General features: G+C 68.1%; 28 protein-coding genes. 23 read left to right on the top strand and 5 right to left on the bottom strand.

The genetic code is table 11. The annotated features are described in order from the left end of the window. Positions 1–111: 111 nt before the first annotated feature. Positions 112–843 (top strand): phosphatidylserine decarboxylase, encoded by a 732-nt coding sequence (locus tag OK349_RS02345; protein WP_265116226.1) that lies wholly within the window; start codon positions 112–114, stop codon positions 841–843. A 24-nt stretch (positions 844–867) separates the two neighbouring features. Further along, positions 868–1,623 (top strand): CDP-alcohol phosphatidyltransferase family protein, encoded by a 756-nt coding sequence (locus tag OK349_RS02340; protein ID WP_265116225.1) that lies wholly within the window; start codon positions 868–870, stop codon positions 1,621–1,623. A gap of 52 nt (positions 1,624–1,675) precedes the next feature. On the opposite strand, the gene OK349_RS02335 is transcribed toward OK349_RS02340, so the two are convergent. Continuing rightward, positions 1,676–2,086, bottom strand: coding sequence for an endonuclease domain-containing protein (locus tag OK349_RS02335; RefSeq protein WP_265116224.1), 411 nt, complete (start codon positions 2,084–2,086; stop codon positions 1,676–1,678). 66 nt (positions 2,087–2,152) lie between these two features. Further along, positions 2,153–2,374 (bottom strand): hypothetical protein, encoded by a 222-nt coding sequence (locus tag OK349_RS02330; protein ID WP_265116223.1) that lies wholly within the window; start codon positions 2,372–2,374, stop codon positions 2,153–2,155. Between the two features lie 299 nt (positions 2,375–2,673). On the opposite strand from OK349_RS02330, the gene rpsB reads away from it, so the two are divergent. Both rpsB and tsf read left to right on the top strand, forming a co-directional pair. Beyond that, positions 2,674–3,570, top strand: a complete 897-nt coding sequence (gene rpsB / locus OK349_RS02325) for a 30S ribosomal protein S2 (RefSeq protein WP_265116222.1) — start codon at positions 2,674–2,676, stop codon at positions 3,568–3,570. 113 nt (positions 3,571–3,683) lie between these two features. Beyond that, positions 3,684–4,616 carry a translation elongation factor Ts gene (tsf, locus tag OK349_RS02320; protein WP_265116221.1) on the top strand — a complete coding sequence of 311 codons (933 nt, stop codon included), beginning with the start codon at positions 3,684–3,686 and terminating at the stop codon, positions 4,614–4,616. 60 nt (positions 4,617–4,676) lie between these two features. On the opposite strand, the gene OK349_RS02315 is transcribed toward tsf, so the two are convergent. Then, positions 4,677–4,865, bottom strand: coding sequence for a hypothetical protein (locus OK349_RS02315; protein WP_265116220.1), 189 nt, complete (start codon positions 4,863–4,865; stop codon positions 4,677–4,679). A gap of 259 nt (positions 4,866–5,124) precedes the next feature. On the opposite strand from OK349_RS02315, the gene pyrH reads away from it, so the two are divergent. The 19 genes from pyrH (at position 5,125) to OK349_RS02220 (ending at position 20,180) form a co-directional block, all read left to right on the top strand. Then, positions 5,125–5,853 carry a UMP kinase gene (pyrH, locus tag OK349_RS02310; RefSeq protein WP_265116219.1) on the top strand — a complete coding sequence of 243 codons (729 nt, stop codon included), beginning with the start codon at positions 5,125–5,127 and terminating at the stop codon, positions 5,851–5,853. A gap of 13 nt (positions 5,854–5,866) precedes the next feature. After that, the gene (frr, locus tag OK349_RS02305) at positions 5,867–6,424 is read left to right on the top strand and encodes a ribosome recycling factor (protein ID WP_265116218.1); all 558 of its coding nucleotides are present in this window, start codon (positions 5,867–5,869) and stop codon (positions 6,422–6,424) included. After that, on the top strand, positions 6,421–7,161 hold the full coding sequence (locus OK349_RS02300; RefSeq protein WP_265116217.1) for an isoprenyl transferase: 741 nt from the start codon (positions 6,421–6,423) through the stop codon (positions 7,159–7,161). The genes frr and OK349_RS02300 overlap by 4 nt, the downstream gene beginning before the upstream one ends. A 68-nt stretch (positions 7,162–7,229) precedes the next feature. Beyond that, on the top strand, positions 7,230–7,937 hold the full coding sequence (locus OK349_RS02295; protein WP_372340564.1) for a phosphatidate cytidylyltransferase: 708 nt from the start codon (positions 7,230–7,232) through the stop codon (positions 7,935–7,937). Then, positions 7,934–9,091 carry a 1-deoxy-D-xylulose-5-phosphate reductoisomerase gene (locus tag OK349_RS02290; protein WP_265116215.1) on the top strand — a complete coding sequence of 386 codons (1,158 nt, stop codon included), beginning with the start codon at positions 7,934–7,936 and terminating at the stop codon, positions 9,089–9,091. Before OK349_RS02295 ends, OK349_RS02290 begins: the two co-directional genes overlap by 4 nt. Beyond that, complete coding sequence (gene rseP / locus OK349_RS02285) at positions 9,088–10,221, top strand: RIP metalloprotease RseP (protein ID WP_265116214.1); 1,134 nt, start codon at positions 9,088–9,090, stop codon at positions 10,219–10,221. Before OK349_RS02290 ends, rseP begins: the two co-directional genes overlap by 4 nt. A gap of 68 nt (positions 10,222–10,289) precedes the next feature. Continuing rightward, a complete protein-coding gene (bamA, locus tag OK349_RS02280) occupies positions 10,290–13,070 on the top strand; it encodes an outer membrane protein assembly factor BamA (RefSeq protein ID WP_265116213.1) in 2,781 nt (926 codons plus the stop codon). Beyond that, positions 13,070–13,684, top strand: coding sequence for an OmpH/Skp family outer membrane protein (locus tag OK349_RS02275; protein ID WP_265116212.1), 615 nt, complete (start codon positions 13,070–13,072; stop codon positions 13,682–13,684). The genes bamA and OK349_RS02275 overlap by 1 nt, the downstream gene beginning before the upstream one ends. Continuing rightward, complete coding sequence (fabZ, locus tag OK349_RS02270; RefSeq protein ID WP_265116211.1) at positions 13,681–14,175, top strand: 3-hydroxyacyl-ACP dehydratase FabZ; 495 nt, start codon at positions 13,681–13,683, stop codon at positions 14,173–14,175. Before OK349_RS02275 ends, fabZ begins: the two co-directional genes overlap by 4 nt. Before the next feature lie 95 nt (positions 14,176–14,270). Continuing rightward, the gene (gene rpmE, locus OK349_RS02265; protein WP_265116210.1) at positions 14,271–14,501 is read left to right on the top strand and encodes a 50S ribosomal protein L31; all 231 of its coding nucleotides are present in this window, start codon (positions 14,271–14,273) and stop codon (positions 14,499–14,501) included. A 57-nt stretch (positions 14,502–14,558) separates the two neighbouring features. Beyond that, a complete protein-coding gene (locus OK349_RS02260) occupies positions 14,559–14,885 on the top strand; it encodes a PilZ domain-containing protein (RefSeq protein ID WP_265116209.1) in 327 nt (108 codons plus the stop codon). A 64-nt stretch (positions 14,886–14,949) separates the two neighbouring features. Continuing rightward, entirely contained in the window at positions 14,950–15,366 is a 417-nt protein-coding gene (locus OK349_RS02255) for a hypothetical protein (protein ID WP_265116208.1), read from the top strand. Between the two features lie 56 nt (positions 15,367–15,422). Next, positions 15,423–16,139 (top strand): heme ABC transporter permease CcmC, encoded by a 717-nt coding sequence (gene ccmC, locus OK349_RS02250; protein ID WP_265116207.1) that lies wholly within the window; start codon positions 15,423–15,425, stop codon positions 16,137–16,139. Then, the gene (ccmD, locus tag OK349_RS02245; RefSeq protein ID WP_265116206.1) at positions 16,136–16,267 is read left to right on the top strand and encodes a heme exporter protein CcmD; all 132 of its coding nucleotides are present in this window, start codon (positions 16,136–16,138) and stop codon (positions 16,265–16,267) included. The genes ccmC and ccmD overlap by 4 nt, the downstream gene beginning before the upstream one ends. Beyond that, positions 16,264–16,698 (top strand): cytochrome c maturation protein CcmE, encoded by a 435-nt coding sequence (gene ccmE, locus OK349_RS02240; RefSeq protein ID WP_265116205.1) that lies wholly within the window; start codon positions 16,264–16,266, stop codon positions 16,696–16,698. Before ccmD ends, ccmE begins: the two co-directional genes overlap by 4 nt. Beyond that, positions 16,695–18,629 carry a heme lyase CcmF/NrfE family subunit gene (locus OK349_RS02235; RefSeq protein WP_265116204.1) on the top strand — a complete coding sequence of 645 codons (1,935 nt, stop codon included), beginning with the start codon at positions 16,695–16,697 and terminating at the stop codon, positions 18,627–18,629. Before ccmE ends, OK349_RS02235 begins: the two co-directional genes overlap by 4 nt. Further along, positions 18,626–19,153, top strand: a complete 528-nt coding sequence (locus tag OK349_RS02230; protein ID WP_265116203.1) for a DsbE family thiol:disulfide interchange protein — start codon at positions 18,626–18,628, stop codon at positions 19,151–19,153. The genes OK349_RS02235 and OK349_RS02230 overlap by 4 nt, the downstream gene beginning before the upstream one ends. Continuing rightward, complete coding sequence (locus OK349_RS02225) at positions 19,150–19,527, top strand: cytochrome c-type biogenesis protein (protein WP_265116202.1); 378 nt, start codon at positions 19,150–19,152, stop codon at positions 19,525–19,527. Before OK349_RS02230 ends, OK349_RS02225 begins: the two co-directional genes overlap by 4 nt. Next, complete coding sequence (locus tag OK349_RS02220; RefSeq protein WP_265116201.1) at positions 19,524–20,180, top strand: tetratricopeptide repeat protein; 657 nt, start codon at positions 19,524–19,526, stop codon at positions 20,178–20,180. The genes OK349_RS02225 and OK349_RS02220 overlap by 4 nt, the downstream gene beginning before the upstream one ends. Here the strand turns inward: OK349_RS02220 and cmk are convergent, their stop codons facing one another. Both cmk and aroA read right to left on the bottom strand, forming a co-directional pair. Continuing rightward, complete coding sequence (gene cmk / locus OK349_RS02215) at positions 20,181–20,825, bottom strand: (d)CMP kinase (RefSeq protein ID WP_265116200.1); 645 nt, start codon at positions 20,823–20,825, stop codon at positions 20,181–20,183. Beyond that, a complete protein-coding gene (aroA, locus tag OK349_RS02210) occupies positions 20,822–22,159 on the bottom strand; it encodes a 3-phosphoshikimate 1-carboxyvinyltransferase (protein ID WP_265116199.1) in 1,338 nt (445 codons plus the stop codon). Before aroA ends, cmk begins: the two co-directional genes overlap by 4 nt. Positions 22,160–22,216: the final 57 nt, after the last annotated feature.

Raw genomic sequence — 22,216 nt, 5'->3', positions numbered from 1 at the left:
GTCCGCGCGGCGAGCCAAGCAAGCCAAATCCAACATTGCAAGCCGCGGCATGCACAGGGAAGTTGGGACGAGCGATTGTCAGGCGGAGGCGAACGCGGCTAAAGCCCCAGCATGCCTTCACTCGACAAGCCGCCCGTCGTCACCAACACGGTCAAGTGGCGCTTTCCCGCCGTGCACCCCGAGGGGCGCAAATACGTCCTTATCTCCGCCGCGGTCACCCTGCTGTTCCTGTTCGCGATCTGGGACGAGCTCGGATTCCTGCTGGTCGGCGTGACCATCTGGGTCGCGGCGTTCTTCCGCGATCCGGTGCGCGTGACGCCGCAGGGGGAGGGGCTGATCGTCTCGCCCGCCGACGGCCTCGTCACGATGATCGAGCGCGTGCCGGTGCCGCGCGAGATCGCCGGACCCGACGGGTTGAACGAAGCGACGCGGGTGCGCGTTTCGATCTTCATGAGCGTGTTCGACGTGCACATCAACCGCACGCCCGTAGCGGGGACTATCCGCCAGGTGGTGTATATCGCGGGCAAGTTCCTCAACGCCGACCTCGACAAGGCGAGCGAGGAGAATGAGCGCCAGCATTTCGTGGTCGAGACCCGCGACGGGCTGCGCGTCGGCTTCACCCAGATCGCCGGCCTGGTGGCGCGGCGCATCGTGACCTTCGTCAAGACCGGCGACATGGTCGCGGCCGGGCAGCGCATCGGCCTGATCCGCTTCGGCAGCCGCGTCGACGTGTTCCTGCCCGACGACTATGCGGCGCAAGTGGCGCTGGGCCAGCGTTGCATCGCGGGCGAGACGGTGGTCGGCCGCAAGGGCGGCATCGTGGCCGAGGGCATCGCCCAGTGAGGCAGCTTCGATGAGCTTGCGCCGATGGCTTTGAGGGCGCGATCGCAACGGCGCGGCATTCCGCTGCGCGCGGTGCTTCCCAATGCGATCACCGCGCTGGCGCTGTGCTCGGGCCTGACCGGGGTGCGTTTCGCGATCGCGGAGGATTGGGAACGCGCGGTGTTGATGATCATGCTTGCCGCCGCGCTCGATGGCATCGACGGCCAGATCGCGCGGATGATGCATGGCGAGAGCAAGTTCGGGGCGGAGCTCGACAGCCTGTCCGACGCGATCTCGTTCGGCGTGGCGCCGGCGCTGATTCTCTATCTATGGTCGCTGATGGTCGTGCCGCGGCTGGGCTGGATCATCGCGTTGCTGTTCGCCGTGTTCTGCGCATTGCGGCTGGCGCGGTTCAACTCGCAGATCGACTCCGAGCAGCCGCGCAAGCTGGCGGGATATCTCACGGGCATCCCGGCGCCGGCGGGCGCGGCGCTAGCGATGCTGCCGCTCTATGTGTGGCTGTGGAGCGGCGAGGAGCTGGCGCGCTCGCCATGGATCGTCACGCCGTGGGTGGCATTCGTCGGGCTGCTGATGGTCTCGAGCCTCGCCACCTATTCGTGGAAGTCGCTGCGGCTGCGGCGCAATGTGCGGTTCGAGGCGCTGGTGGGGCTCGCGATCCTGCTCGCGGCGCTGGTGACGGCGCCGTGGCAGACGCTGACGGTGGTGTCGGTGGCCTATCTGGTGACGCTGCCGTTCAGCGTACGGGCGTATCGGCGGAGTGGGCGGGTGGCGAGCGGTTAAGGAGCTGCGCGCCAACCCATCCCCGGCCCCTCCCTTTCAGGGAGGGGAGCGATTACTTGTAACGCGGAACTCTGACTCTCCCCTCCCTGGAAGGGAGGGGTAGGGGGTGGGTACCGCCGAGGCACTCGGCGGCTTGCGCCAGAATGTGCAGGGTCGCGCCGTCGGGATTGGCGAGAACGTCCGAATTCCAGAGGCGGATGATGCGCCAGCCCTTGCGTTGGAGATAGCGGGTTCGCCGGGCGTCGGCTTCGGCCATATCGCGATGTTGGCTGCCATCAAATTCGATTCCCAGACGCGCGGAACGGCAAACGAGGTCGATGATGAATGGCGCTACGACGAGCTGTCGGGTGAAGGCTGGGCGGTAGCGGGAGATGCGATGCCAGACGGCGAGTTCGGTCGGTGTTGGGTTGTTGCGCAGTTCGCGGGCGCGGCGGGTTAGCTCTGGATCGATGCGGCGGAGCATGAAACCAGCCTCCGAATGGCGCTGCGCGCCAACCCACCCCTAACCCCTCCCTTCCAGGGAGGGGAATCAGGCGGCCGCGCGGAGCGGGCGGGCGCCGATGGTCGAGACCGTGACAGGGCGCGTGACCGCGCGGACGCGTGGCGCCACGGCAGGCGCGAGGGCCGGGACGGTGTCGCCGGCGAGCAGCGCACGCATATAGGAGAGGCGCGGCTGGATCGTGATCCACATCGACCACAGCGAAACCGCGAAGGCGGCGGTGAAGAGCAGGGCAACGAGCAGCGCGACCATGTGAGCCTCCCGGATTCATCAAGCCATTGGAATCCCTGAAGGTCTCCGAGGGCTCGAGCGCGGCGCATGTTCCATGTCCGCCTGTTGGACGCGTTATGTTCCGCTGATGTTCCAATGTCAATGCGGATTTGGAACAAAAGTGGATCGCCGTGAGTGGCGCGCCCCGCTTGCCTTTCTCCGCCGCCTCCGCTAAGGGCGCCGCCTCAACCCCACATGGGAAGCATCATAACCCGGTGCTGCGAGCCGTTCGGCTCACGGTCACTCGCTTCCCAGAGGCTCAACCGGAAGGAGTTATCCCTATGGCGGCACCTGTCGTCACCATGCAGCAGCTGCTCGAATCGGGCGCGCACTTCGGTCACCAGACCCACCGCTGGAACCCGAAGATGAAGCCCTACATCTTCGGCGAGCGCAACGGCGTCCACATCATCGACCTCTCGCAGACCGTGCCGCTGTTCGCGCGCGCGCTGGAGTTCGTGAGCTCGACCGTCGCGGCCGGCGGCAAGGTGCTGTTCGTCGGCACCAAGCGCCAGGCGCAGGACGCGATCGCCGAGGCGGCGCGCAAGTCGAACCAGCATTTCGTCAACCACCGCTGGCTGGGCGGCATGCTCACCAACTGGAAGACGATCAGCCAGTCGATCAAGCGCCTCAAGACGCTCGAGGAGCAGCTTTCGGGCGACACGCACGGCCTGACCAAGAAGGAAGTGCTGAACCTGACCCGCGAGAAGGACAAGCTCGAGCTGTCGCTCGGCGGCATCCGCGACCTGGGCGGCATCCCCGACATCATGTTCGTGATCGACGCCAACAAGGAAGAGCTGGCGATCAAGGAAGCCAACACGCTGGGCATCCCGGTCGTCGCGATCCTCGATTCGAACGTGTCGCCCGACGGCATCGCCTTCCCGGTTCCGGCGAATGACGACGCCAGCCGTGCGATCCGCCTGTACTGCGAAGCGATCGCCATCGCGGCGACCCGCGGCAACCAGCACGCCCAGGTGGTGAGCGGCGCCGACTTCGGCGCGGCGGAAGAGCCGCCGGTCGAGGCCGCGCTGGCCGAGCCCGCGGCTGCCGAGCCGGAAGCGGCGCCTGCCGCCGAGGCGGTGGCCGAGCCGGCCCCGGTTGTCGAAGCCGAGCCGGAAGCCCCGGCCGCCTCGACCGAGCCGGAGACGGCCGCCGAGGGCGAGCGCCAGATCGACGCGTAAGCGCCCGGCGCCTACCACGTCATCGAACCGTAATGGGGGCGGGGCAGGGCGGTTTTCGCAATGCCCCGCCCGCACCATATTCGAAGCAAACAGCTAACCTCAAGGAACTAGACATGGCCGAGATCACTGCAGCAGCCGTCAAGGAACTGCGCGAGAAGAGCGGCGCCGGCATGATGGACTGCAAGAAGGCGCTTGCGGAAACCAATGGCGACATCGAGGCCGCGGCCGACTGGCTGCGCGCCAAGGGCCTGGCCGCTGCCGCCAAGAAGTCGAGCCGCACTGCCGCGGAAGGCCTGGTCGGCGTCGCCGTCGCGGGCACCAAGGGCGTGGCGGTCGAGGTCAACTCGCAGACCGACTTCGTCGCCAAGAACGAGATCTTCCAGGGCTTCGTGCGCGACGTGACCGCGGTGGCGCTGGAGCAGGGCATCGACGACATCGACGCGCTCAAGGCGGCCGCGCTGCCGCAGGGCGGCACGGTCGAGGACGTGCTGACCGCCAACATCTCGACGATCGGCGAGAACCAGGTGCTGCGCCGCGCGAAGAAGGTCGACGTGACCAACGGCGCGGTGATCCCGTACGTCCACAACGCGGCTGCCCCGGGCCTCGGCAAGATCGGCGTGCTGGTCGCGCTCGAGAGCGACGCCGGCGTCGACGTGCTCGAGCCGCTGGGCAAGCAGATCGCGATGCACATCGCCGCGGCCTTCCCGCTGGCGCTCGACGAGAGCGGCCTCGACCAGGACGTGCTCGAGCGCGAGCGCGCGATCGGCCGCGAGAAGGCAGCGGAGAGCGGCAAGCCCGCCGACATCATCGAGAAGATGGTCGAGGGCGCGGTCAAGAAGTTCGCCAAGGAGAACGCGCTGCTCAGCCAGCTGTTCGTGATGGACGGCAAGACCCCGGTCGCCGACGTCATCGCCAAGGCGGGCAAGGACGCGGGCACCTCGATCGTGCTCAAGGACTATGTCCGCTTCCAGCTCGGCGAAGGCATCGAGAAGGAAGAGAGCGACTTCGCCGCGGAAGTCGCGGCGACGGCGGGCATCACCCGCTAAGCTCTCTTCGCTTGCGAACAAGAGGGGCGTGGCCGCTGCGGCGGCTGCGCCCTTTTTGCGTCAGTCCGGATCGTCGTCGAGCGGCAGCTCGCGCAGGGGATCGGCTTCGGTGAGGTCGGCCACCTGCTCATAGACCGCGGCATTCTCGTCCATCGCCTCGGCGAGATCGGGGTTCTGCGCGCCGACGTTGCGGAAGAAGGTGGCGGCATCGCGCAGGAGCTTGGCGGCGAGCTGGGCGTGGGTGGGCATCACGCCGCTCCTACTGGATGCCGATCGCCAGCGTGCAGCGCGCGATCTCGTTCTTGCCGTGCTGCGCGAGGAGCGGCGTGGCGGCGAACAGCATCGAGACGGCGAGCAGCTGGCGGATCATCCGGATAGTCTCCCTGCCGGGAAGCTAGCATCGGCGCACCCTGGCCGCGATCAAATAATCGGGCTTGCGCTTGGCTTTGCGCGAGGCCGCATCTAAGGTCCGCGCCGCTTCCCACCAACCCACAGAATCAAGGGCCAGATGACCGCTCCGCGCTTCAAACGAATCCTGCTCAAGCTGTCGGGCGAGGTGCTGATGGGTCAGGGCCAGTTCGGCATCGACCCCGCAACCTGCGAGCGCGTCGCGCGCGAGGTGAAGGCGGCGACCGAGACCGGCCTCGAGATCTGCATGGTGGTGGGCGGGGGCAACATCTTCCGCGGCCTCGCCGGCGCGGCGCAGGGCTTCGAGCGGGCGAGCGCCGATTACATGGGCATGCTGGCGACGGTGATGAACGCGCTGGCGATGCAGAACACGCTGGAAAGGCTCGGCGTCGACACGCGCGTCCAGTCGGCGATCCCGATGGCGAGCGTGTCCGAGCCGTATATCCGGCGCAAGGCGATGCGGCACATGGAGAAGGGCCGCGTGGTGATCTTCGCCGCGGGCACCGGCCTGCCGTTCTTCACCACCGACACCACCGCGGCGCTGCGCGCGGCCGAGATGAACTGCGACGCGCTGTTCAAGGGCACCAGTGTCGACGGCGTGTACAATGCCGACCCCAAGAAGGTGCCCGACGCGACGCGTTACGACGAGCTGAGCTTCGACCGCGTGCTGGTCGACAACCTCAAGGTCATGGACGCGACCGCGGTGGCCTTGTGCCGCGACAACGACATTCCGATCGTGGTGTTCAACATCCGCGACGAGGGCAATCTGGCGGCGGTGCTGCAGGGACAGGGCACCTCGACGATCGTCCGCAATCCGCAATCTGTATAAGAGGAGCCTGACAATGGCCGCATATGACAAGGCCGACCTCGAGCGCCGCATGCACGGCGCGGTCGAGGCGCTGAAACACGACCTTTCCGGCCTGCGCACGGGCCGCGCCAACGTGTCGCTGCTCGATCCGGTGACGGTCGAGGTCTATGGCGCGATGATGCCGCTGAACCAGGTGGCGACGGTTTCCGCACCCGAGCCGCGCATGCTGAGCGTGCAGGTGTGGGACAAGTCCAATGTCGGGCCGGTCGACAAGGCGATCCGTTCGGCCGGGCTCGGCCTCAACCCGATCGTCGACGGGCAGAATCTGCGCCTGCCGATCCCGGACCTGACCGAGGAGCGCCGCAAGGAGCTGGCCAAGCTCGCCGGCCAATATGCCGAGAAGGCCCGTATCGCCGCGCGCAACGTGCGCCGCGACGGCATGGACAACCTCAAGAACGACGAGAAGAAGGGCGAATTCGGCGAGGACGACCGCAAGCGCCACGAGGGCGACGTGCAGAAGCTGACCGACAGCACGATCGCCGAGATCGACGCGGCGGCGGCGGCCAAGGAAAAGGAAATTCTCGGCAAGTGACCGCACTCTCCGCGCCTGCCCCGGCCAACCCGGAAGGCGAAGCGATTCCCCGCCACGTCGCGATCATCATGGACGGCAACGGCCGCTGGGCGAAGGCCAAGCGGCTGCCGCGGCTCGCCGGGCACAAGCAAGGCGTGGAGGCGGTGCGGCGCGTGTCCAAGGCGGCGCGCGAGCTCGGCATCGAGGTGCTGACGCTCTATGCCTTCTCGTCGGAGAATTGGCGGCGGCCAGAGGAGGAAGTGCGCGACCTGATGGGCCTGCTGCGCCACTTCCTCAAGAACGAGCTGCGCGACCTGGTCGGCGAGAATGTCCGGCTGCGCGTGATCGGCGACTATCATGCGCTGTCGGACGACCTGGTGGCGATGATCGACGATGCGATCGCGCGCACGGCGGCGAATAGCGGGGCGACGCTGGTGATCGCGCTCAACTATGGCGCGCAGGCCGAGATCGTGGCGGCGGCGCGGCGGCTGGCGGTGGCGGCCAAGGCCGGGGAGCTCGATCCGGCGCAGATCGACGACGCGATGTTCGGCGACGCGCTGACCACGCACGGACTGCCCCCGCTCGACCTGCTGATCCGTACCTCAGGCGAGCAGCGGCTGTCCAATTTCCTGCTGTGGCAGGCGGCCTATGCCGAGCTGCTGTTCGTCGATACGCTGTGGCCCGATTTCGACGGTGCCGCGCTGGCCGATGCGATCGCGCAGTTCGGCAAGCGGCAGCGCCGGTTCGGAGGCTTGTGAACGAAGTTCCGCCCCGGAAGAATGCCGATCTGCCGACGCGCGCGCTGGTCGGCGCGGTGCTGGTCGCGATGGCGGCGACCGCGCTGTGGTGGGGCGGCTTCGCCTTCTGGCTGCTGCTGGCGGTCGTCGGGATCCTGATGATCCACGAATGGGGCGGGCTGCACGGCGCGGATGCCCGGCAGCGCAAGCTCGCGCAATATGCGCTGACCGTGCCGCTCGCGATCATGGCGCCGATCGCGGCAGGGCCGGGGTTCCTCGCCTTCGGGCTGGTGCTCGGGGCGATGTTCTTCGTCGCGATCGTCACGCGCAACGGGATGCTGGGCGCGGGCGAGGTCTATGTCGGGCTGCCGGTGCTCGCTTTGCTGGTGCTGCGCGCGCAGGATCAGGGCTTGCTGCTCGCCTTCTGGGCGATGGCGCTGGTCTGGGCGTGCGACATCGGCGCCTATTTCGCGGGACGCGCGATCGGCGGGCCCAAGCTGCTGCCCGCGGTGAGCCCCAACAAGACCTGGGCCGGCTTCTTCGGCGGGGTGACGGCGGCAGGGCTGTTCGCGTTCGTTCTGATCGGCCTGGGGCTCGACTGGCGGCTCGCGGCGGCGACGCCGTTGCTGGCGGCGCTGGCGCAGGCGGGCGACCTCTATGAGAGCTGGCTCAAGCGGTGTGCGGGGGTCAAGGATTCGGGCAATCTGCTGCCGGGTCACGGCGGCCTGCTCGACCGGCTCGACGGGCTGGTGCCGGTGGCGCCGCTCGCGGCATTGCTGGTACTGGCGATCCGATGAGGCGCGTGTCGATCCTCGGCGCGACCGGATCGGTCGGCACCTCGACACTCGACCTGATCGAGCGCGAACCCGACGCGTTCGAGGTGGTGGCGCTGACCGCCAATTGCGACGTCGGGCGGCTGGCGGCGGCGGCGCGCCGGGTGCGGGCGAAGCTGGCGGTGGTGGCAGACGAGACCTGTCTGCCCGCGCTGCGCGAGGCGCTGGCGGGGAGCGGGGTCGAGGCGGCGGGCGGCGCGCGGGCGGTGTGCGAGGCCGCGCGCATGGACGCGGACTGGACGATGGCGGCGATTGTCGGCACCGCGGGCCTGAAGCCGGCGCTGGCGGCGCTCGAAGGCGGCGGCACGGTCGCACTCGCCAACAAGGAATCGCTCGTCTCGGCAGGCGAGGTGGTGACACGCGAAGTCGCACGGCACGGCGCCACGTTGCTCCCGGTCGATTCGGAACATAACGCTATTTTCCAGTGCTTTGAGTCCGATAACGCCGATCAAGTATCAAGAATCATCCTGACCGCGAGCGGCGGACCGTTCCGCGAGCGCAGCCTCGACGAGATGCGCGGCATCACGCCCGAGCAGGCGGTGGCGCATCCCAACTGGTCGATGGGCGCGAAGATCAGCGTCGATTCGGCGACGCTGATGAACAAGGGGCTGGAGCTGATCGAGGCGTTCCACCTGTTCCCGGTGGCGCCCGAGCAGCTGGATGTGATCGTGCACCGCCAGTCGGTGATCCATTCGATGGTCGAATATGCCGACGGCTCGGTGCTGGCGCAGCTCGGCTCCCCTGACATGCGCGTGCCGATCGCGCACGCGCTCGCCTGGCCGCGGCGGATGGCGACGCCGTGCCAGCGGCTCGACCTGACCAGGATCGGGCGGCTGGATTTCGAGGCGCCCGACCATGCGCGTTTTCCATGCCTTCGCCTGGCGCGCGAGGCACTGGCGGCAGGCGGGGCGCGCCCGGCGGTGCTCAACGCGGCGAACGAAGTGGCGGTTGCCGCGTTCCTCGCACGGCGTATCGGCTTTCTTGAAATTGCCGCAATCGTCGCGGATACGCTTGAACGCTATGATCCGGCCGCACCGGCGACGCTCGATCAAGTGCTTGCGATCGACGCGGAGGCGCGGAACATTGCGGGCGAGCGTGTGAAGGACTGCGTAGCTTGACCGAGAATCCCGGTTTCTTTCTCTACATCCTCGCCTTCCTGTTGGTGATCGGGCCGCTCGTCTTTGTGCACGAGCTGGGTCATTACGCGGCGGGACGCCTGTTCGGGATCAAGGCCGACATCTTCTCGATCGGGTTCGGGCGCGAGATCGCGGGGTTCACCGACAAGCGCGGCACGCGCTGGAAGTTCGGCTGGCTGCCGCTCGGCGGCTATGTGAAGTTCGCCGGCGACATGAACCCGGCGAGCCAGCCCAGCCCCGAATGGCTGTCGCTGCCCGCCGCCGAGCGTGCGCGGACCTTCCAGGCCAAGCCCGTGTGGCAGCGCGCGATCGTGGTGGTGGCGGGGCCGGTGACCAATTTCGTGGTGGCGATCCTGATTCTGGCAGCGTTCGCCGTCGCCTATGGCCGGCCCAGCACGGCGCCGGTGATCGGAACGGTCGACAAGGGAAGCGTCGCGGCAGCCGCGGGACTTCAGCCGGGGGACCGGATCCTCTCGGTCGGCGGGCGTTCCGTCGAAGGCTTCAACGAGATCGCGCGCTATGTGATCATGCGCCCTGCCGAGCCAATCCGTATCGGGATCGAGCGCGACGGCCGCAGGCTCGACCTCAACATCACCACCGGCGTGCGTGAGGAAAAGGACCGCTTCGGCAACGTGTATCGACTGGGTGTGCTGGGCGTGCGCTCCGGCCCGGTCGAGCTGGTGCCGGTCAGCCTGTGGGAAGCCCCGATGGCCGGCATTCGCGATACCGGCCGGGTCATCCAGATGCAGATCGATGGGCTCGGTCAGATCATCACCGGCCGCCGGTCAGTGAAGGAATTGGGCGGACCGCTGCGAATCGCACAGGTTTCCGGCGAGCGCTTCGTCCTGGGACCGGTGGAGTTCGTGTTCCTGATCGCGCTCGTGTCGATTAATCTGGGATTCATTAACCTGTTGCCAGTCCCGGTGCTGGATGGCGGCCATCTTCTGTTCTATGCGATCGAGGCGGTGCGCCGGAAACCCGTGGAGCCGGAGGTGATGGAATGGGCGTTCCGCGGCGGGATGGTGGCGATCCTGGCGCTGTTTTTGATGGTGACGTTCAACGATCTGGGCGCCTTTGGCGTGTGGAGGAATCTGGCCGGGTTGATCGGCTGACGCGGTTGGGGCAGGGCGGTTCGCCGACCCGAGCTTCGGCCTGAAATATTCTCGAATCCTGGGGTAGGATGGTGACTGCAATCAAGGTGACAACTCTCGGCGTGCGCGCCACCGCGCTGCTCCTGACGGGCACGATTCTGTCGGGCGTGGCCTGTGCGCAGCAGGCGCCCGCGCAGCAGCAGCCAGCCCCGGCAGCGCAGCAACCCGCGCCCGCCGCGCAGCAGCCGGTGACGCCGGTGGCGATTCCCGCGCCGGTGCGTACCGTGCGCACGCTGCGCGTCGAGGGCACCCAGCGGCTCGAGCCCGAGACGGTGCTGTCCTATACCCGCCTGCGCGTGGGCCAGTCCTACACCACCGAGAGCCTCGACCAGGCGATCCGCGACCTGCTGGCGAGCGAGCTGCTCGCCGACGTGACGATCGAGGGCGTCGAGACCGGCGACATCGTCGTTCGCGTGCGCGAGAACCCGATCATCAACCGCGTGGTGCTGGAGGGCAACAAGCGGCTGAAGAACGACAAGATCGTCAAGGAAATCAAGCTGGCGCCGCGCCAGATGTTCACCCGCACCGCGGTGCGCGCGGACGTCGCGCGCATCGTCGAGCTGTATCGCCGCCAGGGCCGCTTCGCCGCGAGCGTCGAGCCCAAGATGGTGAGCCTCGACCAGAATCGCGTCGACATCATCTTCGAGATCCAGGAGGGCCCGAAGTCGAAGGTCCGCCAGATCAACATCATCGGCAACGAGGTGTTCAGCGACGGCAAGCTGCGCGGCGAGATGGCGACCAAGCAGGCGCGCCTCACCAGCATCTTCAGCTCGAACACCAGCTATGACCAGGACCGGCTGGCCTACGACCAGCAGAAGCTGCGCCAATTCTACCTGACCCAGGGCTATGCCGATTTCCGCGTGGTCTCCGCGGTCGCCGAGCTGACGCCGGACAAGCGCGACTTCATCATCACCTATGTCGTCGAGGAGGGGCCGCGCTACAAATTCGGTCCGGTCACGGTCGACAGCAACATCCGCGACTTCGACGACAAGCGCCTCGCTTCCAACCTGACGATCAAGGAAGGCGCCTGGTACAACGCCAAGCTGGTCGAGGACACGGTCGACAGCCTGTCCGAAACCGCCGGCATGTTCGGCTATGCCTTCGCCAACGTCTCGCCCGAGTTCCAGCGCGACCGCGACAAGTTGACGATGACGATCAACTTCAACATCGCCGAGGCGCGCCGCACCTATGTCGAGCGAATCGACATCACCGGCAACACCCAGACCCAGGACAAGGTGATCCGCCGCGAGATGCGCCTGGCGGAAGGCGACGCGTTCAACACTTTCCTGGTCAAGCGTTCGCAGGACCGCATCAACTCGCTCGGCTATTTCCAGGACAAGTTCGAGATCGAGCAGAAGGAAGGCTCGGCGCCCGACCGTGTGATCCTGACCGCCAATGTCGAGGAGAAATCGACCGGCGAGCTGACGCTCTCGGCGGGCTTCTCGAGCCTCGAGCGGTTCATCTTCCAGGGCTCGATCCGCCAGCGCAACTTCCGCGGCAGGGGCCAGGACCTGCGGCTCTCCGCCGACTATTCGAGCTATTCGAAGTCGGTCGAGGTCGGCTTCACCGAGCCCTATCTGTTCGACCAGAACATCGCGCTCGGCGGCACGATCTTCCGGCGCGACTATAATTCGTTCAACTATCTCGGCACCGATCGCCGCACCACCTATGAGCAGGTGTCGACCGGCGGGCAGCTCGTGCTCGGCGTGCCGCTGACCGAATATTGGACCGCTTCGGGCCGCTATTCGCTCACCCATGATTCGGTCGGCCTCGACGAGAGCACCTTCTTCACCAACGGCGCGTGCGACCCGCTCAAGGCCGGGCGCTATCTCTGCGAGGCGCTGGGCAAGCGCTGGACGTCGGCGGTCGGCCTGTCGCTGATCTATGACAGCCTCAACAGCCGACTGCGCCCGACCGCGGGCCAGCGGCTGGTGATCGGCGGCGACTTCGCAGGTCTGGGCGGCGACGTGCGCTATCTGCGCGGGCGCTTCGACGCCGACAAATACTGGAACATCGGCGGCGGCTGGGTCTTCTCGGCCGGGCTCGAGGGCGGCTATATCCACAGCCTGGAGAGCTCCGCGGCGGGCGTCGATCCGGTGCGCATCACCGACCGCTTCTTCCTCGGCGAGCCGCAGTTCCGCGGCTTCGACATCCGCGGTGTGGGCCCGCGTATCCAGCGCATCGGCTTCACCGGCAGCGTCGCCGCGGGCAACCAGACGCTGATCACCGACGAGGACCAGATCTTCGACGACGCGATCGGCGGCCGCGCCTATTATCTGGCCAAGCTCGAACTCGAGATCCCGCTCGGCGCGGGTGCGCGCGAGATGGGCATTCGCCCGTCGATCTTCGCGATGGCGGGCGCGAACTGGGGCGTGCGGCGGCCCAACCCGACCGCGAACTTCACCCAGGCGACCGACGGCAGCGGCAACCCGCTGTTCAACGCCGACGGCTCGCCCTCGCTGCTGCCGATCCTGACGCCGCAGTTCGATTCGGAAGGCCGCCCGCTCTTCCAGGTTCCGCTCACCGACGCGGTCGCGCCGGGTCAGCTCACCACCTGTTCGGTGGGCTATTCGTCCACGGCGGGCGGCGCCTGTTCGGGCACGTCGATCAACGCGGTCTATAACGTCACGACCGATCCATTCGTCGAACGCTTCCTGGGCAACTCGCCCAGGCCGCGCGTGGCGGTCGGCATCGGCGCCAACTGGAACTCACCGTTCGGCCCGCTGCGGCTCGATCTCGCCTACGCCCTCACCAAGCTAGAGGGCGACGACGACAAACTCTTCAGCTTCAACGTAGGGACTGCATTCTGATGTCTAACACCAAGACCATTCTCGCCGCGCTCGCGGTCGCCGGTGCGACCCTGGGCGCCGGTACCGCCGCGGCGCAGGCGCTGGCGGATGCCAAGATCGCCGTCGTCGACGTCGATCGCGTGATGAGCCAGTGCACCGCCTGTGTCGCGGCCAACACCCAGCTCCAGCAGCAGCGCACCGCGCTCCAGCAGTTCGCGCAGCAGCAGGGCCAGCCGCTGCAGACCGAGCAGAGCTCGCTCGAAGCCGCGCTCAAGGCCGCCGCCGGCAAGCCCGACGCGGCGCTTCAGCAGCGCGTGCAGGCGTTCCAGACCAAGGCGCAGGGCGCCCAGCGCCAAGTCTCCGAGCGCGAGCAGACTTTCCAGCGCAACGTGCAGTTCGTGCAGCAGCAGATCGCGCAGCGCATGGTGCCGGTGGTCCAGCAGATCGCCCAGCAGCGCGGCGCGAGCGCGGCGATCGCCAAGGAGAGCCTGCTCTTCTCGGCGGCGTCGGTCGACATCACCGATGCGGTGCTGACTACGCTCAACCAGCAGCTGCCGAGCGTGAGCACCACCGCCCCGCCGCCGCCGCAGCAGCCGGCGCAGCAGCCCACGCAGCCCGCAACGCCGGGCCGGTGAGCGATCCGGCAGTGACGGGAGGCTCCACCCCGGCCTCCGCCGGGGCCCCGCTCGATATCGGGCGGGTCATGGCGGCGCTCCCGCACCGCTACCCGATGCTGCTGGTCGACCGGGTCGAGGAACTGATCCCCGACCAGCGCATCGTCGCGATCAAGGCGGTGAGCATCAACGAGGAGTTCTTCCAGGGGCATTTCCCGGGAAGGCCGATCATGCCCGGCGTGCTCCAGGTCGAGGCGCTGGCGCAGGCGGCGGGCGTGCTCGCGGTCGAGAGCCTGGGCCTCGCGGGGTCAGGCAAGCTCGTCTATTTCATGTCGATCGACGGCGTGAAGTTCCGCAAGCCGGTCGAGCCCGGCGTGCTGCTGCGGCTCGAGGTCGAGTTCCTGCAGAAACGCGCGCGCATCTGCAAGTTCGCCGGCAAGGCATATCTCGGCGACGATCTCGCCACCGAGTGCGAGTTCACCGCGATGATCGCGGACCCGCCCTCAGCCTGAACACCCTTCGCATTGCAACATCGGCGCGGCTCTGTTAGGGGCCGCGCCTCTTGCTGCCGGTCGGAAACCGGCGGCGTATCGCAAGGAACTGACCCGTGAAGAAAGACACGCACCCCGACTATCACATGATCAAGGTGCAGATGACCGACGGCACCGTGTTCGAAACCCGCTCCACCTGGGGCAAGGAAGGCGACACGATGCAGCTCGACATCGATCCGCTGGCGCACCCGGCCTGGACCGGCGGCCGCGGCACCATGCTGGATACCGGCGGTCAGGTGGCGCGCTTCAACAAGCGCTTCGGCGGGCTTTCGCTCTCCAAGAAGTAAGGCGGGCAGGCTAACGGCATTAACGCGCCGTTAGCCATCGCAGCCTAGGCTTGCCCGATGATGTCATCGGGACGCAGCTTTGCAGCCGAATTTGAACCCGCGGTGCTCGGCCGGCGGCGCGCTCCGCGTGCGCCGGTCTCGCTCGATGCGAAGGTGGGCCGGGGCGGCCTCGACCGCGCGCTGTGCAAGGTGGTCGACCTGTCGATCCACGGCGCCAAGATCGAGACCTTCTCGGCGCTGCGCCGCGACTCCATGATCTGGCTGACGCTGCCGCATCTCGGCCACTGGGCCGCGCGCGTCGCCTGGGCCAGCGACTTCGAGGCCGGCCTCGAATTCCAGATCCCGCTGACCGAGGACGAGTTCGAGAAGCTGGTCGAAAACTAAGGGGCGCAACAAACTTGCCAGCTCCGCGCAAATCCCTCATGCTTCGCGGCGAAGGGGATGAGCGATGCGTGCCTGGTTGCTGGCCGGCCTGATCGCAACCGGTCCAGGTGCCGCCGATACGGCAGCACAAGACCGCTCCGACGCGCGCGCCCTGATCATCGCGGACCGGCCAGCGGCGACCGGAGCTGCCCGCCAGCCCGTGTACATCAACTTGCCCGCACCCCTGCAGTCCGCCCTGCCGGCCCGTCCCGCGGCCGCCGGGCGGCTGAATCGAGGGGGAGCGGAGGATTTCCGCGTGGCCAGAGCGCCATTCGCCGAGAACCGGATGCGATCGGAAGTGGAGGCAATGGTCGGGCGCCGGCCACGCGCTTTTGCCTTCCGCCCGATGATGTCGCTTACCTTCGATACGAACGATCTGGATGCGCCCGCGCGCGTCGGCGGGATCGCGCCCAGACTGCTCGGGGCATCCAGGCAGCGCTGAGGGGCGGGAAGGATTTGGACTTGGCGGGCGAATCCGCCTAAAGGCGGCGAAACGCCGTGATCCACGCACTCGCCAACCCCACGCGCTTCCTCAAGATCGCGCGACCGCTGACGCCCATCCTGTTCTGGAGCGGGCTGCTGCTGGTGCTCGTGGGTTGCTGGGGTGGCCTCACGCAGACGCCGCCCGACTATCTCCAGAAGGAGAGCGTGCGGATCCTATATATCCATGTGCCGAGCGCGTGGCTGGGGATGGGCGGGTGGACCAGCCTGGCGATCGCCTGCTTCGCCTATCTCGTGTGGCGGCACCCGCTGGCGAATGTCGCCGCGCGCGCGATCGCACCGGTGGGGGCGACCTTTGCCGCGCTGTGCCTGATCACCGGATCGATCTGGGGGCGGCCGACCTGGGGCACCTGGTGGCAGTGGGACGGGCGGCTGACCTCGATGCTGCTGCTGTTCTTCATCTACATCGCGTGGATCGCGCTCGAGCGCGCCGACCGCGAGCGCGGCGGGGACGGGCGCATCCCGGCGCTGTTCGGGATCGCGGGGACGGTGCTGCTGCCGGTGATCCGCTACTCCGTGGTTTGGTGGAATACGCTGCACCAGGGACAGAGCCTGACGCTGACCAAGTCGACCATCGACGATTCGATGCTGTGGCCGCTGCTGCTGACGCTGCCCGGCTTTAGCCTGTTGTTCGGCGGGATCGTGCTGATGCGGATGCGCGCGGCGCTGGCCAACCAGCGCGTCGAGGCGCGGCTGCGGCGGATGGCGGCATGAACCATTGGCCGTTCATCCTTGCCGCCTATGCGGTGGTCGTCGCGGGCGTCGGCGGGATTTCGCTGGCGAGCTGGCGTGCGATGCGCAAGGCCGAGCAAGCGGCCGACGCGCTGCGAGACCGGCGATGAAGCGCAAGCATCAACGGCTGATCCTTGGCCTCGTCGCGCTCGTCGCGATCGGCGGGGCGAGCGGGCTGGCGCTCTCCGCGCTCCAGGACCAGGCGGCGTTCTTCTATACGCCCGGCGATGTCGCGACCAAGAAACCCCCGGCCGGCAGGGCGGTGCGGCTGGGCGGGATGGTCGAGACGGGGTCGCTCAAGCGGCTTTCCGATGGCGTGACGATCAGCTTCGTCGTGGCCGACAAGGACGCGAAGGTACCGGTGCGCTTCACCGGCGTCGCCCCCGACCTGTTCAAGGAAGGTTCGGGCGTGGTCGCCGAGGGCAAGTTCACCAGCGATGGCGGCTTCGTGGCGGACAATCTGCTCGCCAAGCATGACGAGCGCTACATGCCGCCCGAGATCGCCGACAAGATGCCATCGCCGGACACGCTCGTTAAATGATCGCCGAGGCGGGGCTGGCGGCGCTGTGGTTCGCCGCGGCGATGGCGCTGATGCAGCTGGCGATGGCCGCGCTGGGGTTGCGGCTCAAGCAGGACCAGTTGGTCGAAGCGGTGCGGCCGGTGGCGATCGTACAGGGCGCGCTGGCGGCGCTGTCGTTCGGCCTGCTGATCCTGCTGTTCCTGCGGTCCGACATGTCGGTGCTGCTGGTCGCGCAGAACAGCCATTCGGCCAAGCCGTGGCTCTACAAGTTCGCGGGCGCGTGGGGGAACCATGAAGGCTCGATGCTGCTGTGGGTCACGGTGCTGGCGCTGGCCGGGGCGGCGATCGCGCTGCTGGAGAAGAAGCTCGACCGTGCGACGCTGACCGCGACATTGGGCGCGCAGGCCTTCATCGCGCTCGGTTTCTATGCCTTCCTGCTGATCGCTTCGAGCCCGTTCACCCGGCTCGATCCGCCGGCATTGGACGGGATGGGGCTTAATCCGCTGCTGCAGGACCCGGGCTTGGCCTTCCATCCACCGACGCTCTATTTCGGCTATGTCGGGCTCTCGATCGCTTTCTCCTTCGCGGTCGGCGCGATGCTGACGGGCGAGGTGGGCGCGGCGTTCGCGCGGGCGATGCGGCCCTGGGTGCTGGGCGCCTGGGTGTTCCTGACGATCGGCATCACCGCGGGTAGCTATTGGGCCTATTACGAGCTGGGCTGGGGCGGCTGGTGGTTCTGGGATCCGGTCGAGAATGCCTCGCTGATGCCGTGGCTCGCGGCGACGGCATTGCTTCATTCGGTCAACGTGCTGGCGGCGCGCGATGGGCTGCGCGCCTGGACGCTGATGCTGGCCGTCGTGGCCTTCTCGATGTCGATGGTCGGGACCTTCCTCGTCCGCTCGGGCATCCTGACCAGCGTGCATGCCTTCGCGGTCGATCCGACACGGGGGAGCTTCATCCTCGTGCTGCTCGCCCTCTATATCGGCGGTGCGCTGGCGCTCTACGGCCTGCGGGTCGGGCGGGTGAAAGCGGGGCAGGGGTTCGACCTGCTCAGCCGCGAGGGCGGGCTGGTGCTCAACAATCTGCTGCTCAGCGTGATCCTCGGCATCGTGCTGATCGGGACGCTCTATCCGATCGTCGCGCAAGCGATGGGCGAGCAGCTCTCGGTCGGGCCGCCCTTCTTCAACAAGGCGGCGGGGCCGATCGCGCTGGCGCTGGTGGCGGCGATGGCGGCGGGGCCGCTGCTCAACTGGCGGCGGGATCATCTCAACCCGCTGCTGGCCAAGCTGACCGTGCCGGCGACGCTGGCGGTGCTGGTGATGGCCGGAACGTTCGCGGCGGCGCCGGACGCCGGGTGGATGGAGATCGTCGGTCTGGGGCTTGCCGCGGGGCTCGCGGTGGCGAGCTTCGCGCCGCTGTGGAAGCGCAAGCTGCGCCGCGTGCCGCTGTTCACCTGGGGCATGATGATCGCGCATTTCGGGGTGGCGGTGAGCGTCGCGGGGATGGCGGCAGACAGCGCCTTCACCAGCGAGCGGCTGGTCGCGGCGCGCTATGGCCAGCCTTATTATGTCGGGCCGTGGCGCGTGGTTCTGAACGGTGTAGCGCCGGTGATCGGTGACAACTGGTCGGCGGTCGAGGGGCGGGTGACAGCCTCGCGCGGGCCGGTGGACGGGCCGATGCTCCTGTTACGTCCGCAGCGGCGCTATTATTCCTCGCCGCCGACGGACACCGCCGAGGCCTCGATCTCGACCCGGATCGATGGGCAGCTCTATGCCGTGCTCGGGCAGCAGGATGCGCAGGGGCGCTGGCAGCTGCGGCTGTGGTGGAAGCCGTTCGTAACGCTGATCTGGTTCGGCGGCGGGCTGGTCGCGCTCGGCGGTGCGCTCTCGCTGCTCGGGCGGGTGAAGCGCGAGCGGCGCAATGCGCGGCGGCGCGAGGAGGCGGAGTGGTGAGGTGCTGGGCTCTTTGGGTGCCGCTGGTGGTGTTCCTGGGCGTCGTCGCGCTCGGGGCGTGGCGGCTGACCGGCACGAGCGAGACGGTGGTCAAGTCCGCGCTGGTCGGCAAGCCGCTGCCCGAATTCAGCCTGCCGGCGATGGTCGAGGGCAAGCCGGGGCTCAGCCGCGCCGATCTCGCGACCGGCAAGCCGCGGCTGCTCAACGTCTTCGCGAGCTGGTGCGTGCCGTGCATCGCCGAGGCGCCTCAGCTGATGCGGCTCAAACAGGCAGGCGTCGAGATCGATGCGGTGGCGATCAGGGACCGGCCCGAGGCGGTGGCGGCGTTCCTGGCGCGGAACGGCGATCCTTACGCGCGGATCGGCAACGATCAGGAGCGGCGGGTGCAGATCGGGATCGGGTCGGCGGGCGTTCCCGAGACCTTCGTGATCGACGGCCAGGGGCGGATCGCGGCGCAGCATATCGGCGACATCCGCGCGGAGGATGTGCCGAAGCTGCTCAAGGCGCTGGAGGCGGCGCGATGAGCCTGTTGCTCGGTGTGGCGCTGGCCGCGAGCGTGCCTGCGAATCTGGGCTATGCACAGTTGCCCGATGCCGCGAAAGAGGCGGAGGCCGCGGCGCTGATGGAGACGCTGCGCTGCCTGGTCTGCCAGGGCCAGTCGATCGCCGACAGCGACGTCGACATGGCGGCCGATATGCGGCGAATCGTGCGCCAGAAGATCGCGGCGGGGGAGAAGCCCGGAGCGGTGCGCGACTGGCTGGTCGAGCGCTATGGCAGCTATGTGACCTATGACCCGCCGCTGAGCTGGATGACCGCGCCGCTGTGGCTGGCGCCCTTGTTGTTGCTGGGTGCCGGGCTGTGGCTGGCGCGTAGCACGCTGCGGAGGCGGCGCAAATGATAGGCTGGATCGTGCTCGCCGGGATTGGTGCGGCGGCGTTCGCGCTGCTGTGGCTGCTCGGGCTGCCGCGGACCTTGTGGTCGTTCGCCGGCGCGGCGCTGATGCTGGGCGCAGCGGGCTATGCGCTGCAGGCGCGGCCCGAGCTCTCCGGCGCCCTGGTCGAGGCAGCGAAGAAGGCGCAGCCCGACGAGCCGATGCTGCGCGACCTGCGCGGCGCGATGTTCGGCCGCTTCACCTATATTGACGGCTATTTCTTCGCGGCCGATGCGCTGGTCCGTGGGGGCGATCCCGAGAAGGCCGCCAGGTTCATGCAGGGCGGGGTGCGCTCCTCGCCGAACGACGCCGCGCTGTGGACCTGGTACGGCATGACGTTGGTCGAGGCCGACGGGCGAACGGTGTCGCCAGCGGCGGGGGTGGCGTTCCGGCGCGCGGTGGCGCTGGCGCCGAAGCATCCGGGGCCGGCGTTCTTCTATGGCCTCGCGCATGTGCGCGCCGGGCAGTTCGCCGCGGCGTTGCCGTGGTGGAAGCGCGCGCTGACGCTGACCCCGCCCGATGCAAGCTATCGCAAGGACATCGCGACGCGGGTGGCGCTGCTCGAGCAGTTCCTGGCGATCCAGGCGAGCGAAGGGCAGGGGACGCCCCCGGCCAGCTGATCAGCGGGCGGTTGCGGCCGCCTTCTTCGCGCGTTGCGTCTCGACTAGCTGGATCGCCTTCTGCACGGCGGCCTCGATCGATAGGAAGCTGGTGTCGAGCACCGCGGCATCGGGCGCGGCGACCAGCGGCGCGTCAGCGCGCTTGGTGTCGCGCTCGTCGCGCGCACGGATGTCGGCAAGCACCTTGTCGAGGCTTGCCATGATGCCGTTGCGGCGCAGCTCGGCGTGGCGGCGCTGGGCACGGATCGTGGGAGTCGCCTTGACGAACAGCTTGGCGTCAGCGTCGGGCGCGATCACCGTGCCGATATCGCGCCCATCGAGGATCGCGCCGCCGGGCTGGTGGGCGAAACGCTTCTGGCGCTGAAGCAGCGCGGCGCGGACCAGCGGGTGGGCTGATACGACGGACGCGATCTTGCCCACTTCATCGGTGCGCAGCCATTCGTCGGCAAGCAGCAGGTCGTCGAACCCGGTCGCGGCGACGGCGTCGGCTTCCTTCTCCGGGTTCAGCTCCTCGCGCAGTACGGTGGCGGCGACCGCACGGTAGAGCAGCCCGGTGTCGAGATGGGGAAGCTCGTAATGACGCGCGAGGGCACGGGCGATGGTGCCCTTGCCCGATGCTGCGGGTCCGTCGACGGCGATGATCATGGTTCGGTGCGGCCGGTAAGCGAATCGAGGGTCGAGAAGAACCCCGGATAGCTGGTGGCGACCGGGGCAATGTCGTCGATGCTCACGTCGGCCTTCGCGCCGAGTCCAGCCACCGCCATGCTCATCGCGATACGATGGTCGAGTTTCGAGGCGACCGGAGCGCCGCCGGGGATAGGATCGCCGCCGGTGCCGGTGATGGCGAGGCCATCCTCATACTCCTCGAGTGCGACGCCGTTGGGCCGGAGCGCAGCGACCATCGCGGCGATGCGGTCCGATTCCTTGACGCGGAGCTCATCGGCACCGCGTGCGACGGTGCGGCCCTCGGCAAAGGAAGCGGCGACGAACAGCACGGGATATTCGTCGATCATGCTCGGCGCGAGATCGTGCGGCACCTCGATCGCCTTGAGCGGTGCGTGGCGCACGCGCAGGTCGGCGACCGGCTCGCCGCCGACGATGCGCGGGTTCACCTGGGCGATGTCAGCGCCCATCATCTTGAGCGCAGTGATCAGCCCGGTGCGCGTCGGGTTGAGGCCGACATTGGCGATGGTGATGTCCGAGCCGGGGGCGATCGAGGCGGCGACCATCCAGAAGGCGGCGGAGGAAGGGTCGCCGGGGACGGTGATCTGCTGGGGTCTGAGCTCGGCCTCACCGCGGATCGAGATGATTCGGCCCTGCAGCGTCTCCTCGACGGTCAGATCAGCGCCGAAGCCGGTGAGCATGCGTTCGCTATGGTCGCGCGTCGGGACCGGCTCGATCACGCGGGTGATGCCCGGCGTGTTGAGCCCCGCGAGCAGCACCGCCGACTTGACCTGGGCCGAGGCGACGGGGAGCGTGTATTCGATCGGCACCGCGGGGCAGAGGCCGCGCATGGTGAGCGGGAGGCGGCCGCCGGGACTCGATGTGAAATCAGCGCCCATCCGCGACAGTGGATCGATCACCCGGCCCATCGGGCGCTTGGAGAGCGAGGCATCGCCGGTGAAGGTCGCGGTGATCGGGTGGCTGGCGACGAGGCCCATCAGCAGCCGCGTTGAAGTACCCGAATTGCCCATCTCCAGCGCCATCTCGGGCTGGAGCAGCCCGCCGACGCCGACGCCCCAGACGTGCCATACGCCGTCGTCGCGGCGCTCGATCGTGGTGCCCATCGCTCGCATCGCCGCGGCAGTGGCGAGCACATCCTCGCCCTCCAGCAGTCCCTCGATCCGGCTTTCTCCGACGGCAAGGCCGGCAAACATCAGCGAGCGGTGGCTGATCGACTTGTCGCCGGGCACCGTGAGAGTACCGCGCAGTGGACCGCGGGCGGAAACGGCGAGAGGGAGGGGTGTTGCAGCGCTCATTGGCGGCGGCTTTGACAGGGGGCTTGCGCTATGGCAAGGCGCGCGCCACTTCAAACG

Origin of the sequence: Sphingomonas sp. BT-65, assembly GCF_026107375.2 — a bacterium.
Classification (GTDB): Bacteria; Pseudomonadota; Alphaproteobacteria; order Sphingomonadales; family Sphingomonadaceae; genus Sphingomonas.
This window is presented reverse-complemented; position numbering and strand designations above follow the sequence as displayed.